Origin of the sequence: Massilia sp. DWR3-1-1, assembly GCF_049898325.1 — a bacterium.
Lineage (GTDB): Bacteria > Pseudomonadota > Gammaproteobacteria > Burkholderiales > Burkholderiaceae_D > JAFCUW01.
The window spans coordinates 1-16,278 of record NZ_JAFCXL010000027.1; the positions used below are offsets into that span (position 1 = coordinate 1).

Below are 16,278 nucleotides of genomic sequence, written 5' to 3' on the forward strand. Positions count from 1 at the left end.
GGCGCCACGCGCAATTGGAAACTGAAGGACGAGGTGTGGCTCAATCCAGAAAGGGCTGCGCCTGAATTATTGAAGCTGGCCGCATGAACTGACGCGACATCTTTGTTGACAACTACCGGGAAACGGAAATGACTGTTCCCCCGTGATCGGTTTTGTCGTTCAATCGAACTACGGCGCGCCCTTCGTGATGCATTGCTTTCTCCATCGACGTAAATATCAATGATCTCCAGTGCTATTGGGCTAAAAATCCCCCACCTCCAAAAAGGGGAGGCGGAAATATCATCTGATTCAATATTTATGCATGGAATTGTCGTTTTTCGCTTTTCGCTTTTCGTATCCGTATCTGTTATCCTAAATTTGGGCGCAATCATTTACGACACCCGTACTCATTCGCCGTTTAGTTGAGTGCAGAAATTGGCTCTTAACTTCTATTTCCCTCGCGTAGTATCAGGCGTTCCGCTGGTCGGAAAATAATAAGAACCTTCAGGCGCGCCGGGCACCTGAACGCGAAACTTCAAGCCGGTGAGTAATTTGTCGAACAGCGCGACTGCCTCGTCATCGCTCAGTGAGGCAGCGCGCGCGGCACCGACTTTGTTGTGCTCAACTTTTGTGTACATTGCGACGCCGAATTCGGATGGATTGGCGACATCGCGTGGCGTGCCCACCAGCGCCCACTCAAAATCATGGCTGCCATCTTTTCGCTTGATGAGCGACTCTTCACCCTGCCAGTGATGCACATCGCGCTTTCCTTGGCGTAACAAGGTATGGCTGGGATAGCTGAACGGCTGATCTTTTTTCGCTTCGTTGATGCGCCCGATTAGGGATAGTTTGGCGCGCCATACCTTTTCATACTCGTCTTTGTTGTAGTCTGCGTAAGCGTTCTTATTGGAACTTATAGAAAATGAAACGTCAGGTAAGCTAGGGATGAACAAGCCAGCGCTGTCCATCTCTTGGTTATCGTATGTTGATTCGGCAAGAAATGCATGGGGAATGCAATATCCGGGTTCGCGTGGCACTTCATCCTCATTGCGAAGGCGCAGGCGATTTGCGAAAGAGCGCTGGCGCTCAGCCACTTTACTATTCCCAGATTCCCCATCTAGAACAATGTCGCGTTGAGAAAAAATATGCGTTCCTTTGTGAATATATGTCTCGTACATTAAAGCGCCGCGCTCTTTTTTTGATTCTGAAGGAAAATATCTGATTTGCCAAGAGTTGGGAATTGGCCCTTCTCCGTTGAAGTGGACTTCCATTTCTTTGTTTTCGCTTCTAGCTTTAGTCAGTGCCGCCGCTGCGATTTCTTTCATGCCACCTGGATGGTCTTCAAACACATCGACATCACCTACACCTCCATAGTCCAACTTCGCTTCAACGGGAACTTCGAGTGCATAGCGGCCGAAGCAGACCAATTTAGTGGTGGCGAACAGGCGCTCCAGTCGGCTGCTCATTTTTACGGGTGCGGGCATGGCAGTCTCCTTGTAAGAATAGCGGAACCCAAAGGCGTTGTAATTAAAGGCATATGTTGTCAAGCCAGATGCAAAAATAATCAGAAAAAGCGCCTTTTTTGAAATTGATATTTTCATGATTGCTTCCAGTCGGCTTTTTTTGCGATTTGCGTAATGGAATACAACAACGATGCAAGAACTTGAATATTCGCATAGCTGCCCTGATGCTCGTAGCCATCACCAGTATGTTCAAACAAGGTTCCTTTAATATGTGCCGCTGAGCGTTTAGATGGTACGGTTTGGTCTCCCGAATCGCATGCCTTCTGCAGTTCTAGCATGATCTGACGTGGCCCAGCCTGCACAATTAATTTGCCATCTCCTTTTTCAGAAATCAGCCGCCATGTCGATGGGTCGAGCCAAGGCGGATCTTGATCCTTACGCCCAAACGATCTGGCATCCAAATCAGTCGCTTTAAGTATAATTTCGCCATAGCTCGCTTGCTTAGGTGATGCGCAATAGCTTGCAAAAGTGACGGGGTGAAACGTAGATTCAATTGACTTCAGGAATTTACTCGCCTCACGCAAACGATCCATGACATTGGCCAGGCCGCCTCCGTCAGTTTCTCTAATATTTGCAGGATTAATCCAATTCGGATTTATCAGTCGCCACCAATTTTCATTCGGCTTCAAATAAATGTTATCGAGCGCAGTTTCATTTTCCTTGGGCCAACTGCGAAGCACTCTGTCAAATTTGTCGGTTACTTTCAACCAGTTTTTTCCATATACAGCGCCAGGCATCATTTCAAGAGGTGCCGGTGCGTTCGCCAAGACCGCCGTTGCATTGGGGCCATCGGCGCAAAGCACCTGTTCCGGGTAATGCGTCGCTAGATTCAAAGTAGGTTCGTAAAAACCGAAACGCATGCGTTTATAGGCGCTGGCGGCACCCATCGTCGGCATGACATTGTGATAGATACCGAGCACGTTCACTACCCCGTCATTAAGCAAATTTCCATACGCGGGATGGATCACAGCACGTGCCAGCAAGCCGCCCATGCTGTGAGTCACGATGATGACCTCGCTGCAACGCAAACCCCGTTTCTGATAGCCCTTGACCAGACCGCGTATGCGATTCGCAATCTCTTTTGCCGATGTCGCGTTACTTTTGATGAAGTTGTAGCCCATCGCATGCACCGGATACCAGCATTGGGCGATTTGCTTCAAGTCCTGCTCACTGATCGCGGCCCCATCGGTTGCGCCGAATTTCTTGGGGTCTTGTAAGAGCAGGTCGGTCAGGGCAGGGGTTACGTTATTTCCAGGCAGCGCGTCGTAAGCGCGTGGCGTCCACAAGCGGCCTATCTTGCCATTCTTGCTGATGTTGTTCATATACTCTTCGACCGTCTTCAGCATCGTCCCGTATGGCCCTTTAAACAGGACTTCGCTCCAACCGCGCCAGCGGGCAACTTGCGCTGGCGTTGCCATCTTGGGCGGATTGCGCCGCGCCGCGTTGGCAGGCTCCGCGCGGACGTGAAGGCCTCTACCAAGAAGGGGAGGGATCGGCGGCAGGCCATCGGGAACGTTTTTATGCCGCACATCAGCGGCGACCGTTTCCGCGCCCTCCGGGTCAAATCGCTGATTGCTTTCCGTATAGTGGTAATACTCCACCTCGGTGTGATTTTGATCAAAGTTCAACTGGCGCTGCGCCGGGCTTGCGTTCTTGAACCAATTGCCCATCTCGTTACCCGCGACGACGTCGAGTGGCTTTATGTCGTCAGGTCGCCACGCCCTGCGATCGATAAGTTTTTGGTCGTCCTCGCGTTTCAATTTTTTGCTGCGCTCGACAGTCATGCGCAGATTGCTTCCCATGACCCCTGGCAAGAAAATGATCGGTATCACTTTCGCAGGTGGCACTTTTACATCGTGCCGGACGGTGTCCGCAGTTTCTGTCATGTACACCGTGTATTCGGCCCAGCCACCGACGCCGAGGGTAAATTCGCCCTCGTGATTGCCGTTTTCGTTTAGATCAGTTTTCTCGGGCATAGGAAGTCACCTATCAAGTCAGCGAAATACTTGACCCAGTCATCCATTTAGTCTGTGTAGCAATTGCGCTGGGTCATCACGTAGCGATCCTATCGAAGTGTCCGCAGCAAAGGTCACGACTCGCGCGACCATTGATCACCCTCAACAGTTATATCGAATTCGTTGCAAAACGCGGCACGACGATTGACAGCGCGCCGATTGCGTAAGGCGGTCAACGCATGCGCGCGTTACGGTCTGTCGACAACGATGGGCACGGCGCGCATCTGCGCGCCGGTCAAGATGCAGTTGCTGTGCTGCATGACGAGGTTCAGGATGGCATCGTCAAGGAAGTATTCATGTTGATAAAATATCGCAGGCGACCATGTCCCCGTTACCTGAGCAATCTACTATTTTTTGTGGCGGGGGGAGTCCGGCTTTTATAGGCCTATGGCCCCAATAGGAGGCGCAGGTGCCTGAAGATTTTTAGCGGGTGCCACGCTTTGACGCTGCGCCAGTTCCCGACGCTTCATATATGCTGAGCGTGCCCGAGCGCCCGCAGCCATTTCCTGCACCGCTTCACCGAGGGTCGGCTGGGCGTGGTGGTGACGCCCACGTCCTTTAACTGGGCGCCGAGATCGGTCGACTGCGAAAAAGCCGTCGACAGTTCCCCCCCGGCCGATCGCCTGTCATCTGACAACCATGTGCTTGTCCTTGCTTGTCGCCACGCTTACGAAGCCGTCGGTGCGCTCGGTGGTCATGGAACGCTTGTGGGCCTTCCCGCCGGGGTGTTTGACGCGTGCAGCATGGTCTATCGTGAGCTCCACAGAAAACCTCACGCTATGCCGGAGTCGTGCTGAGCACACCCGAAATTGTAAAAATCATACGATTTTGCTAGCGGGGAAGCAGCGCTCGGTACTGGTTCCCCGTGCTGACGTCAGATTGTGGCGCGCGATCCGCGCAGCAGGACGAAAACTATACTGGCGCTCGTCTCGTTCGTTCGGTTCAGCATTTTCACTCACGGTAGTTCTCCCTTGTAGCGGATGGTGTAAGCGTCGAAATTGCCCGATTTCTGCACCTCAGTACTGCCGCTGGCCGCTGTCTTGCCATCAAATACTGCGCCATCTTCACGCACCAGTTCGTAAGCGACGTTTTTTTCCGGCTTCAACATCGCATCGACCAAATTGACCTCCTGGTCGAATCGGTAGTCAACCTTACGTTCATTAAACGACTGCGAAACGCTTTTCGCCGCCAGCGTCTCCAGGTTGCCGTGGAAAAGCACGGGAGATGCCGTAAAAAATTGCACCTTTTCACCCACTTCAAGCATATTGTTGCCACCTTGCAGCCGCACGCCTTTTTTTCCGCGAATGGTCACCCAGTCGGTTTCGCTGAGCAATTCGAGCACCTTGTTGGCAATGATTTCCACGTCGTCGCTTTGCGCCTGTACCGATACCTTGCCAGCAGCGGCAATGAGCTTCATGCCGGCCTTGTGCACAAACAACCTGAAGGTCTTGCCGACGCTGGCGAAAATGCCATCGATACTGGCAATCGACAGGCTTTTTCCGCTGGTGATGGCAGTGTGGCGGGTACTGGCAAGATGCATTGACTGGGCGCTTGTCAGCTCGATACCGGCAGGGCTCGCTACAACGAGATGGGGTTCGGCGAGTTCTGGAAATGTCTGTTTTACGGTGCCACGAATGGCAGAATTTTGCGCTGCGACGTCCTCAAAGGCGTTGCTTTGCTGGCCGCTTTCTTGCGCTCCATGGCTATGCGCCATTTTTGCCAATTGCTCCTGGATATCGGCCGCAGAGGCCAGTCGAGCAATAGTCTCCGTCAGATCCTTGGCATTGGACGAGGCATTGGGGCGTGCTTCGGTCGTGATGAGCATGCCTTTGGCCGCGCGCGCCACGCCCCAAGCATTGGTGGCGATTTCCCAGCCCTCGCCGCGCCGGTCCTGGCGTCCGGTCGTGTCTTCGATGCGGGTTATATATCCTAGCGATAATTGACTGCATTGATGATCGCTTCTCAGCTGTGCCTGAATCATTTCTTTGGTGTCGTCCAGCACCAAATGATTGCTGCGATCGCCTTTGCCAAGTTCCCGCGAGCGTAGGCCCGATAGCGCAGCCTGTCCCGGTAGCTGCCACGGCGGCATGTGTGTCGCGTTGTAAACACCGCCGAGTATCAAGGGATGGTCGATATTGCCGTCAGGGTAGACGACGACCACTTCTTCGCCGATTCGCGGCAATCGGATCTGCCCGAACTGCCCGCCCGAGGCAGGTGCCATCACGCGTATCCACGCCGAGCTGTTCTCGTCGTTTTTACCCAGGCGATCCCAGTGAAACTGCACTTTGACGCGCCCCAGGCCGTCCGTGTGGATGTCCTGGCCGGCGGGGCCGACCACGATCGCCGTCTGCACGCCCGGATTGGCGCACGGTTCGCTGTGGTAATCGCGGCCCGGGCGCCAGCGGATAGCCTTGTGAATGCAGGTAAACGTGTTCTCGTAGTACGACGGCGCCGTCGCGCCAGCCGGGTAGTTGTTGCTCGCCTCGTGGTCGACGCTGAGAATGAGGTAGTCGCGCTTTTCGATCGTGCGGCGTGGCTCCGGATCGTAGGCCAGCGAGCGGGACTCCCCGCTGAAGTGGCCGCCCAGTTTGAATACGCGGCCAGGCTGCACGGTGCGGTCATTGCCCTTTGCCTCGAAAGTCTGGGTGGTCTTGTCGCGCTCGACCATGCGCTGCTGGGCCAGCTTTTCGCCATCCTCGTGGGTCAGGAAGCTGTAAGCGCCCGTGTTCTCGTAGACGTCGTGGGCAAAAAAATCGCCCTGGCGGTTGGCCGATGGTCCCTCGACCAATTGCGAATAGGGACTTTTGTAATTGAAGCTGACGAGGGTGGTCAGGCCCGAGCCGAGTGTGCGGCTGGCCGACCATTCGTGAATGCCGTCGTCCTCCTTCGAGCCGCCCTGCGCATGGAAGGGGATCACGTCGGGTTCAAAATGGCGGTCGGCGTCGATGGGGCCGGCAAGGTGGCTGTTATCGGACAGCATCAGGGTGTGGCCGTCGGCGCGGTGTTCGTACCAGTAGATCATCCCCCGCGCTTCCCAGCGGCGGTGCAGGTGGTTGTAGTCGGTCTCGTTGTGCTGGTTGGCGACCGTCAGCACCGGGTCGTGGTCGTGGGTGAACATGTGCCAGTCGGCCTGGCGATAGTGGGCCAGCGTGTCCTCGGTAATCTGGCGCATGGTTTTGTTGTGAAACGACACGTTGTCCTGGCGCAGGCGGGCAAACGCCAGGAAGGGTTCGAGCACCATCTTGTAATAAGCGAAGCCGCCGTCGGTGCGCAGAAAAGTGAACTCGGTGATGTAGCCGTTGAAGTAGCGCAGCGAGCCGCCGGCGCGCACCAGGGAGATGGTGACCATCCGCGCCATCATGACTTTCAAGGGGATGCGGGCATCGTTCGACAGCACCTCGACCTCGAAGCGAAAGCCGCGCGAGACTTCTTCGTGTGCCTTTAGGGTGTTGGCCAGCAGGATGGCGTGCGGCCCGTCCTTCTTGGGAAAATCCAGGCGCATCAGGCGATTGTGCTGCTCACCCTCGGTGAAGGCGGACCAGGCGGCGGCGGTTCGTTGACCCAGACTCATGCGCATTCCCCATTGAGGTCATCGCGTTGAAGCGAGACAAAATTGTGCAGGCGCCACGTTACCGTGCTCCGCTTGGGCAAGGTTTGACGAAAATCAATTGCACGGCGGCAGTGGCATTTTTCTCGTATGCGTCTCTGGCTTGAATTCGTTCAAGCCACGTCGCCCGCTGCTTCGTCTGTCGACATCGGCAGCCGCAGCAGAGACATTACTGCCGGGCTGTTGGTTACCCCGGCCGTCGCTGTCAAGAAACTGGTCCAGCCCAGCTGCCGCGATGCCGGCCCGCTCGTCAGCGTCAGGCGCTTCACGCAGGGCGGCGCCAGCAGCAGTTTGACTTCCCAGGCAATTACCGGCACGGCGAACAGCGCCATCAGAGCGACCAAGTCCGCTCGCGCGCTGCCGCCCGGCAGAAAGCTGGCGAGCCGGGATTCATTGAGCGGCCCGATGTGCAGGCGCGCGCGCAGGTCGTGGCGCCACAGGCGCGTGCCGAGGACGGCGCCGCGACCGAGCACCGGGCCATTCAGGCCAAAGGTGCTGCGCCGGTTCACGGGAATCTCGTCCCAGCAGCCGACGAACTGCTCGACGCGAACGGGGATGGCAAAATGGTCGCTGAGGACTCGTTCGATGACGGCGGCCGACACGGGCCGGGTACGCACCACGCCCGCATAGTAGGCCGCGGCAATGTCGGTACGGGACGGATTTGACGCCGCCTGCCGATGCGTGGCGCCACTGCCACGACCGGCGAGCGCCATCAGCATCGGCAGCAGGCTGTCCCGTCCGCGAACCTGCAGGCCATGCTCGACCCGGTACTTGGCCCAGCTTTCATAGAACAGCCCGATGATGCGGTTGGAGAACACATCGATCAGTTCGTGCTGGCTGGCGTCGCGGTCGGCGTGCTGTTGGAAGGCGAGCCGCTCGCTGTCGTGAAGGGGCAGGGTGCCTGCGGTGCCCAGCAGGCCAATGAACGCGGGGATGATGCGAATGTGGTGGCTGGCGTCGAAGTCGGGGGCGTCGCATGGTTCTCCATGCGGCGCTGGGGCGCCAGGTTTGCGCTCGACCGTCAGCGCTTGCACTTCGCTGGCCGGAAACGACAGCGACACGTTGTTACTAAAGCGAATCACGTCGCGAAACGCGGCGTCGTAGGACACCCCGCGCCGTCGCAGGGCGTCCAGCACAAGGTTAATGGCCTGGGCAAACCTGAAGCGCTGCGGCTGCGCCAGCAGCCGCGCGATCACACCAGTTTCAGGGTGCCGCTGCGTGGGTTGCATCGGATCAGTTCCTCTCCGCTTTGCCGTGACAGGATTACCAGTTCAATAAAACTGTTGATGTGGACGACCAAGCCGAAAAACTGGTCGACCACTTGCGAAAACAGGTGCAGGCCGGCGCCGACAAACGCGTCCTCGTCGATCGTCAGGCGCACTTCGCTGCCATAGACCAGCGAGGTGCCCCGCTGGTGGCGGATCCAGGCGGTGGTGTCGGCCGTGTCGACGGCGACGATGCCGCTGATCTGCCGGCGCGAGACGGGCGACTGCGCCACGTCATACAGCCCGAGCATTTCGCGCAGCGCCGCGCCGCCGTCGTGCACCAGAGAATGGTGGTTCAGGGCCAGGTGCGAAATCAGGCGCCACTGGGTGTCGGGGCCGTTGATCAGCCGCGCGGGCCGGGTCGGCCGGCGCAGAAAACGGATCGGGGCACTCCCCTTGGCGCCACCGATAAACAGGTCGCCCTCGCCGTGCAAGGCGTCGAGCTTGAGGGAGGCGGGCAGATCGCGATTCGTGCAAGTGAGTTCAATCGACAGGGTAGAGCGGTCGACTTCGATCTCGGACAGCCTGGCATCGACCAGCGACAGGGTTTTCTCGTGGCCGGGACTGCAGAGGGCCAGCGTTTCGTCGTGGCGCATCAGCCAGTAGCGCCCGTGTTGATTGGCCGCTTCGTCCCGCTCGTCGTGCTTGAGCGAATAAAAGGGAAGGAACGCGCTGACAAGCGCACCATTGCCCGCTTGCTGCACCATGTGGACCTGGTCGACCGAATACACCTCGAAGGCCTGCGGGTGGCTGCCGTGGGCCAGCACGGTGTAGTCCGCGGAGCGTTGGTCGAACGAGATCGGCACGCCCGGCTGGCGGAACAGGTTGACCACCGGTGTACACCCTTGCAGCAGATTGGCGCACGACAGGCTGGCGAGCAAGCGGGCGTGATCAAGGTCGGGCCGCAGGTCGGCCAGGGCCAGGTGCAGTGTCAGCTCGGTGGCGCCGTCAGCGGCGTGCGCCAGCAGGCTGGCCATGTCGACGTCAAGAAAATTGAATTTTTCGGGGAAGGCGAAGTATTCGGCCAGCACCCGGTAGGCGACATGGGACTGGGCGCCGAAGGGAATCAACGCTTCGTCGTCGGCAAAGCCGACCGCGGAGAGAGGCACGTTGTCCAGCTTTGTCCATGGGCCGCCTTGTTTAGAATGCGCGTCACACTCCACATAGGCGCAGGCAGTGCGCATCAACAGCGCGTCGCGCAAGGCGGCGCAAAAGGACGGGTCGCCGTCGATGTACAGGCGCATTTTCTCGTGGCTCATCGACAGCGGCGCGCTCGCTGTCGACGACTGGAACACCAGCGAGATCGAGGCCGTCACGCCGGCCGGCAGCCGGGTCGCCGGCGGCGCGTCGATGAGGGCGTCGAACCGGGCGCTGGCCAGCACGATAGTCGCTGGCGCGACGTCGTAGGCGGTGGTGAACGTGTAGGGCACGCCTTTGATCTCGCGCGTTTGAAGGCGGGTGCCGCGCGGCATGGCGACGTCGGCCGCCGCCACGCGGACGATGGCGCACGAGGGAAACGGCCGCAGGTAATGGGGAAACAGCAAATTGAGCAACGCCTCGGTGAACTGCGGGTAGCCGTCATCGAGCCGCTTGGTCACGCGCGCGCACAGCAGGGCGACGGCCTGGATCAGGCGCTCGACGTGCGGATCGTCGCAGGCCTCGCCGCCCAGCTGCAGCCTGGCGGCGACCTTCGGATAGCGCCGGGCATATTCGCGGCACAGCGCGCGCAGGATGACGAGCTCTTGTTGATACTTGGGAAACAGGTCGTCCACGTTGCGCGCTCCCTAGGTGGCGTCGTTGATCGAATATTGTTGGAGCGACGGGCGAAACACGGCGTCGAACGACAGCGCTTCGCCCTGCAGGCTACCTTTCAGTTCGGCCGTGATGACGAATTCGACGCGGTTGATCGATCCTTTCTTGGGCCGCAGGTCGACGCTCACCTTGTGCAGCCGCGGCTCGTGCCGTTCGATCGCCTGCTGCACGGCGCGGCAGATTTTTTGCTGGTCGGTGTCGCTCGTCATGCACATGCCGGCAAAGTCGATCAGGCCGTAGTTGACCACCGAGCCGGCGACCGCCGGATACGATTGCAAGGCATCGGCCTGCATGGCGCAGCGGGTATTGAGCAGCGCGACGAGGTCGCGCGTGATGCTTTGCTTGCCGGCTTCGAGCGCCTGCGAACGGGCGCGCTGGCGGTTCGTCGGCGCCGGTGCCGGTGCCGGTGCCGACCCGTTGTCGTCACCGAGGCGGTCGAACAGGCCGGGAGAAAAACTGCGCATGCGACGCTCCTGGTGCAAGGCTCGCGGAAGCCGGAGAGGCCATTATCAGCACTTGATCGTTAGCAACTTTGCGCGTGCGCAAAAGGGCGGGGATTCGCGGCTGGCGCGTGGCGGTCTGCGCCAGATCAAGTGGCGGTCGGCAACACCGCATCATGCTCTCAGGAATCTGTGCAATCGGAAACTACTGGGGGGCAGCCATGCATGCAGGATCAAAGATATTCTGGGCGGAGGGATTGACGCTCAGTCAGCAGCATTTTCAGCTGCAGGACAGCTACCACGAGGCGCGCCTGCACACGGTGGCGTCGGCGATGAACAGCCACTACTGGGGCGTGCGCGCGGTTCAGTGGAGTCTCGATGGGCTCGGCCACGACCGCTTGAGCCTGGAGGCCATCTCGCTGATTTTTCCCGATGGCACCACCTACGATGCCCCCGGTGCCGATCTGCTGCCCGACGCCTTCGACCTGGCGCGCCTGCCGCCCGAGACGCACAGTGTGACGTTTCACGTCACCCTCGCCGCCGTGAAGCCGCACGGCGGCAATGTCTTGAGGGAAGGGCGCTACGTACGGCACAACGCCGAGGTGCTCGACCTGTACAGCGAGGGCTTGCCGACCGAGGTGCCTCTGCTGAAAAAGCGCGCCCGCCTGCTGCTCGACACGGCCCCGCGCGATCCGCTCACCAGCGTCGCCGTGGTCAAGCTGCACCGCACTGACGAGGGCGTTTTCGAGATCGATCACGGTTTCTTTGCCCCCAGCGTGGCCATTGCCGCGTCACCAGGGTTACGGCGTATGCTTGACAGCCTGAACAGCGCCCTGACCGCGAAAGTCGAGTCTTTGCAGCGCACCCACCGCAAGGCCACGGCCGACATCTATGAAATGTCAAAGGGAGACATTTCATCGTGGTGGATGTTCAATATCGTCAGCACGGCCAGCGTGCTGTTGACCCATGTCGCCCGCTCGCTCCACCACCATCCGCAGGCGCTGTACGAAAAGGTGCTGGCGCTGGCCGGCGGCCTGATGACGTTCTCGGACCGCTACAAGGCGGCCGACCTGCCAGCCTACCGCCACGATGCGCTCGGCGACGTGTTTGCCAGGCTCGATGCGGTGGTGCGCGACCTGGTCGACACCGTCATCTCCAGCAGATTTTGCATGATTGCACTGGTGGCGGACGCGCATCGTCCCTTTCTGCACCGCGCCGTGCTCGATCCCGCCAAGGTCACCAAGGACACGCAACTGTGCCTGGCCGTCAGCGCCGACATGGCCGCGCTCGAGTTGGTCGCCGCCGTGCCACGGCTCCTGAAACTGGCCAGTCCCGAAGACCTGGAGAAAATTCTTGTTTCGGCGCTGCCGGGCGTGCCGATCACGCACATGCCGCAGGTGCCGGCGGCCGTGCCGGTGCGACCCAATACGTACTATTTTGCGCTGTCGTCGAGAAACACGCTGTATGAGCGTGCCTTGGCGGCGGGCGCGATGGGCTTGTATATCTTGGATGGCATGCCGGGGTTGAAGATGGAGTTGATCGGAATTTCTTGAACAACGCGGTGTTGCGCGTAGACCTGCACTTAATTATGAGGTCTGGGAAATTTTGGCGGCGAAGTTGAACATCTCTGTCTTCAATCCGGTCAGATGAAGTTACCTTTGGCAGGGACCGCTTTGTCAGATCAACTGGACGGTCATCATGTTTTCGCTGTCGATCAAGCTGACCTGTTGTCGACCGAGTGACGCATCCGCGCGCTCACGCGAAAATGCGGCCGCGACCGCCACATTGCGCGACGATGTGGTCGATTATTGTATGGTTCTTCTATTGATATTTGTCAAGCTGACAAGATCGCTTCGAACTGGTACTGATCAATATGGATAAATCGCCACCGGCTTGGAGCGCATGCCTCTGGCACGGTCGGCATGTAGCGTCAGTTGACCGGGTGTGATGTGCTCTTTCATGGCGCTGTCGGCCAGTTCGGCGCTCTCCTTTTCGGCGACCATCCAGCCAACCACGTAGTGGTTGAAGATGTCGAGAATGACCTAAAGATGGAAGCACGTGCCTCTGACCGGGCCCTTCAGTTTTGTAATCTAGCAGCTCCAAACTTGGTTGGACGTGACGGCCAGAAGCTCCGGCTTTGGATATTCAGGATGGCGTCGCTGGTTGCGCCGTTCGCGCACCGCCAAACAGCCCTGCAGAAGCCGGTATATGATGCGCACCGAGGCTACGTAGCACCCCTCATCAATCGGGCTACCCAGTTCTCGCCGCACGTAAATCCAGCATCGGCAAGGTCGCGCACGACGCCTGGCGAAACATACGTCCCTTCGCTCGCTTCACTGCTGAGTTTGATGGCCTGCAGAACCTGCAAGTTCTTGCGGTCTCGTTCGCTAGCTGGTCGCTTAAGCCAATCGTCGAAGCCGCTAGGGGTTCGTTACGCCGTAACGAATGATATTCTCATGTGACGTCGTTGTGAATCGCCACCAGTCTCGTGGACGCGTTCGAGCCAAAGTTCTAACTTTTAGTTACCCGTTGGTATTATTTGTGGAATGGGGCATGAATGGGGGCATTCCACAATCTGAACTGCGCGGATTTTAGCTGAGGCAGGGTGTTGTTCAAGCAATGTAAATCCCCCACGCAGGGCGCCTGCGCGCCGAAGGCGCAGGCGCGCAGCGCCCCAAGCGTCGAGGTCCCCCGCGCCTAGCCCGCCGTAAAGCCTGCCCCGCCCAAGCGTCAAAGCCCCCCGGCCCCCGCGCGCAGTCAGGCCCGCACCGCAAACCCGCCGCCGAACAACGCAACCCAACGCGGCGTCCCCCACCTCATTGTTCAGCCCGTGCCTGCATTCCCAGTCTTGTCCCCCTCCTTACGCACTGATCCAAGCGAAGCGCGACGCGATCCGAATGCATCTTGACGCGTGCCCGTGACAAATCGCCACCAGGCACAGGCGACGTCGTCCATGATCAGCGCGCACCTGGCACGTCATCAGCGCGTATAACGCAGCCACACGCCGCCTCCGTCCTGCACTTCTGCCGACGCGAGTTTCAGGTAACTCGGCTGGGTCCAGGTCTCTTCGGCCATTTCAAACGACGCAGGATGATGTCCCCGTCCGTCGATCAGCGGCAGGATCAAAACGCTCACTTCATCGACCAGGCCGGCATTGACGAAGGAGCCGCTCACGTGCGGCCCGCCTTCCACGATCAGTCGCCTGGTGCCCAGTTCATCGGCCAAGGTCTGCACCACGTGCGCCAGATCGATATCGGTTTTGCCGCCGAAAAAATAGGACACTTCGATCGACTGCAAATAGGCGAGATAGTCGTCCGACACGGCTTCGGTAAGGACCGCGACCACGTGGGAGCCGAGCGCTTCGTTGCTCTTCCACGCAACTTTGCCGTGACCATCGATGGCAATGGCGTAAGTCGCCGCGTCACGCCTGGCGAAATAGGCAATACGGGGGATCGGCTCCTTCGCCAGGCCTTTCGGATAACCGTCGCCATGGGCGATTTCCTCCATGGTGGTGCGCCCGCAAATCCAGCCATCGAAGGCAAACGTCGCGGCGAGCTTTTCATACATCGCTCCCGCTGCTTTCATGAACGGCCTATCCCAGCCGTCGGTAAGTGCATGGCCGTCGATGGACGACATCATGTGACAGATAATGTAAGGCTTCATATAATTCTCCAAAACGACACTTGAGCAAATTGCTCGTCAATCAGAAAGGGACAGTTACTGCGGATTGAGCATGCCGCATGTGTCGCCTGACGAAGCCGGGCGCTTATGCCGCGTCATCAAAGTCGGCGGACAGGCTCAGATCGCGTTGCATCGAGATGTCGCGCACACGCTGTTCCATGCGTTCAAGCACTGCGTTGAAGCCCCAGGCGCCGAGCACAAGATGCCTGGGCGCGTCTGCGCCTCGCGCGACGGTCACCATGGCCGCGGCCGCCCTGACGGGATCACCGGCCTGCGCGCCACTGGTTTCTTTGGTCCCGGCCAGCCGCTTGCCCGCCGTTTCGGCATAATCGGCGATCCGGTTGGTCGTCTGGCGCAGCGACCGGCCCGCCCAATCCGTGCGAAAGGGGCCAGGCTCGATACAGGTCACGCCGATCCCCAGCGGCAGCACTTCGGCACGCAGCGCATCGGACCATCCCTCGACCGCATGCTTGGACGCCGCGTAGTAACCGGAACCCGGATAACCGATGAGACCGGCGACGGAAGTGATGTTGATGATGTTGCCCGCGCGCCGCTCGCGCATCAGGGGCAGTACCGCCCGCGTCATCGCAAACAGGCCAAACACGTTGGTGTCGAATTGCGCACGAATTTCCGTTTCCTCGCCTTCTTCGATGGTGCTTTGGTAGCCATAGCCGGCGTTGTTGACCAAGACGTCAATCTGTCCAAATTTCTTTCGCGCAGCGACAACCGCCGCGTCAATCTGTGCAGAGTTCGTCACATCGAGGGACAGTGCGAGTACCCGATCCGGTGTGGCGCTTTCCATTTCTGTGATGTGACTGATATCGCGCGCGGTGACGACCACGCGCCATCCTCGCTGAATGATCAGTTCAGCCAAGGCCCGGCCCAGGCCAGTTGAACAGCCGGTAATAAACCAGACCGGATTATTTTCTTGTTGCATGTGTTCTCTCCCAAATGGTCTCACGCCTGCTGGCGTTCCTGCCAGCAGGCGTGACGCGGATACCCGCAAAGATGAAATGAAGTCGTGGGGAGGTGTGGGCAACGTTTGCCCGACATATGCTCGATTGGTGAATCGAGCATATCACGATGCTAATTTTGGCTTTGTCGACGCCTCGTGTGGCGGACCACGAGTTCCGCCAAGGCAATTAATTGGACATGTGATGCTTCAAGTGCTGTGGGAAGCGCGGAGGAAACGAGGCGGCAATACGGACGAGCGGTGGCGAATTGGATGACAAGCACCGGTTCGAATACGCTAGTGGGGTGAGTCAGAAATTCGTTGAATAAGTAAGTCGGGAATCGCAGCGATACTGCGTCTCAAATGCGCTCGCCAGGCCTCGGCCTGTCTGTGCTTTGCTCCTTGCCTCGCAGCGATTTCGAGATATTTATTGTAGCGCAAGCAGCATCAATAGCAGCGGGAGGGTCATCGGCGACTTTCCTATTGGCGGCAACAAGCACGGCTTCGTCAACGCCGGCGGCGTCATCACCGACCTTGGCACGCTCGGCGGGGCGAATAGCCACGCGGCCGGCATCAATACCGCGGGGAAAATCGTCGGCTATGCCGACGACGGCGCCGGCCACACCAGGGCGTTTATCTACATGAATGGCGTGATGACCGACCTCGGCACGTTGGGTGGCCCGAACAGCCGAGCGGGCGCGATCAATAATTGCGATGACATTGTGGGTGCGGCCGACGTGGCTCCCGCTCCCAAGGCGTATTCCAGCGCATTCCTGTTGCGTCCCGGTGTGCTCATGCAAGACCTCGGCAGATTCGCTTATTCGCATCAGGTACCCGGCGACACCGTAAACGACATCAGATCTAGCGTCGCTACGCCAGCAGGAACAAGGCAAAACACGGTATCGCAAGCAAACGGCTCACTCCGCTTCGCCGCGCCTTCTACGCCGCCAGGAATACAGCATATGCCTGCGACCTTGCTACTCTGAGAGGCGCAAAAACTTCAT

11 protein-coding genes and 1 pseudogene are annotated in these 16,278 nt (G+C 58.8%); 2 read left to right on the forward strand and 10 right to left on the reverse strand.

Features of this window, described 5'->3' with window-relative positions:
• From ACP7EY_RS21370 to tssE, 7 genes are all read right to left on the reverse strand, one after another.
• A partial coding sequence (locus ACP7EY_RS21370; protein ID WP_426197210.1) for a hypothetical protein occupies window positions 1-371 on the reverse strand: 371 nt, incomplete at its 3' end.
• Between the two features lie 57 nt (window positions 372-428).
• Window positions 429-1,580: a T6SS immunity protein Tli4 family protein gene (locus ACP7EY_RS21375; RefSeq protein ID WP_426197212.1), complete on the reverse strand. Its 1,152-nt coding sequence runs from the start codon at window positions 1,578-1,580 to the stop codon at window positions 429-431.
• On the reverse strand, window positions 1,577-3,478 hold the full coding sequence (locus tag ACP7EY_RS21380) for an esterase/lipase family protein (RefSeq protein ID WP_426197214.1): 1,902 nt from the start codon (window positions 3,476-3,478) through the stop codon (window positions 1,577-1,579). Before ACP7EY_RS21380 ends, ACP7EY_RS21375 begins: the two co-directional genes overlap by 4 nt.
• A 994-nt stretch (window positions 3,479-4,472) precedes the next feature.
• The gene (locus ACP7EY_RS21385) at window positions 4,473-7,088 is read right to left on the reverse strand and encodes a type VI secretion system Vgr family protein (protein ID WP_426197215.1); all 2,616 of its coding nucleotides are present in this window, start codon (window positions 7,086-7,088) and stop codon (window positions 4,473-4,475) included.
• Between the two features lie 149 nt (window positions 7,089-7,237).
• Entirely contained in the window at window positions 7,238-8,320 is a 1,083-nt protein-coding gene (gene tssG, locus ACP7EY_RS21390) for a type VI secretion system baseplate subunit TssG (RefSeq protein ID WP_426197217.1), read from the reverse strand.
• A complete protein-coding gene (gene tssF, locus ACP7EY_RS21395; RefSeq protein WP_426197219.1) occupies window positions 8,317-10,161 on the reverse strand; it encodes a type VI secretion system baseplate subunit TssF in 1,845 nt (614 codons plus the stop codon). Before tssF ends, tssG begins: the two co-directional genes overlap by 4 nt.
• A gap of 12 nt (window positions 10,162-10,173) precedes the next feature.
• Entirely contained in the window at window positions 10,174-10,665 is a 492-nt protein-coding gene (tssE, locus tag ACP7EY_RS21400; protein ID WP_426197221.1) for a type VI secretion system baseplate subunit TssE, read from the reverse strand.
• Between the two features lie 197 nt (window positions 10,666-10,862).
• On the opposite strand from tssE, the gene tssK reads away from it, so the two are divergent.
• A complete protein-coding gene (gene tssK, locus ACP7EY_RS21405) occupies window positions 10,863-12,194 on the forward strand; it encodes a type VI secretion system baseplate subunit TssK (protein WP_426197223.1) in 1,332 nt (443 codons plus the stop codon).
• Window positions 12,195-12,524: 330 nt separating this feature from the next.
• On the opposite strand, the pseudogene ACP7EY_RS21410 reads toward tssK, so the two are convergent.
• The 3 genes and pseudogenes from ACP7EY_RS21410 to ACP7EY_RS21420 all read right to left on the reverse strand — a co-directional run.
• Window positions 12,525-12,887: pseudogene (locus ACP7EY_RS21410) on the reverse strand (IS3 family transposase); the annotation flags it as partial.
• A gap of 733 nt (window positions 12,888-13,620) precedes the next feature.
• Window positions 13,621-14,304 carry a dihydrofolate reductase family protein gene (locus ACP7EY_RS21415; protein WP_426197225.1) on the reverse strand — a complete coding sequence of 228 codons (684 nt, stop codon included), beginning with the start codon at window positions 14,302-14,304 and terminating at the stop codon, window positions 13,621-13,623.
• Between the two features lie 103 nt (window positions 14,305-14,407).
• Complete coding sequence (locus ACP7EY_RS21420) at window positions 14,408-15,259, reverse strand: oxidoreductase (RefSeq protein WP_426197226.1); 852 nt, start codon at window positions 15,257-15,259, stop codon at window positions 14,408-14,410.
• A gap of 410 nt (window positions 15,260-15,669) precedes the next feature.
• Between ACP7EY_RS21420 and ACP7EY_RS21425 the strand changes: the two genes are divergently transcribed.
• Window positions 15,670-16,260 carry a hypothetical protein gene (locus tag ACP7EY_RS21425; protein WP_426197228.1) on the forward strand — a complete coding sequence of 197 codons (591 nt, stop codon included), beginning with the start codon at window positions 15,670-15,672 and terminating at the stop codon, window positions 16,258-16,260.
• Window positions 16,261-16,278: the final 18 nt, after the last annotated feature.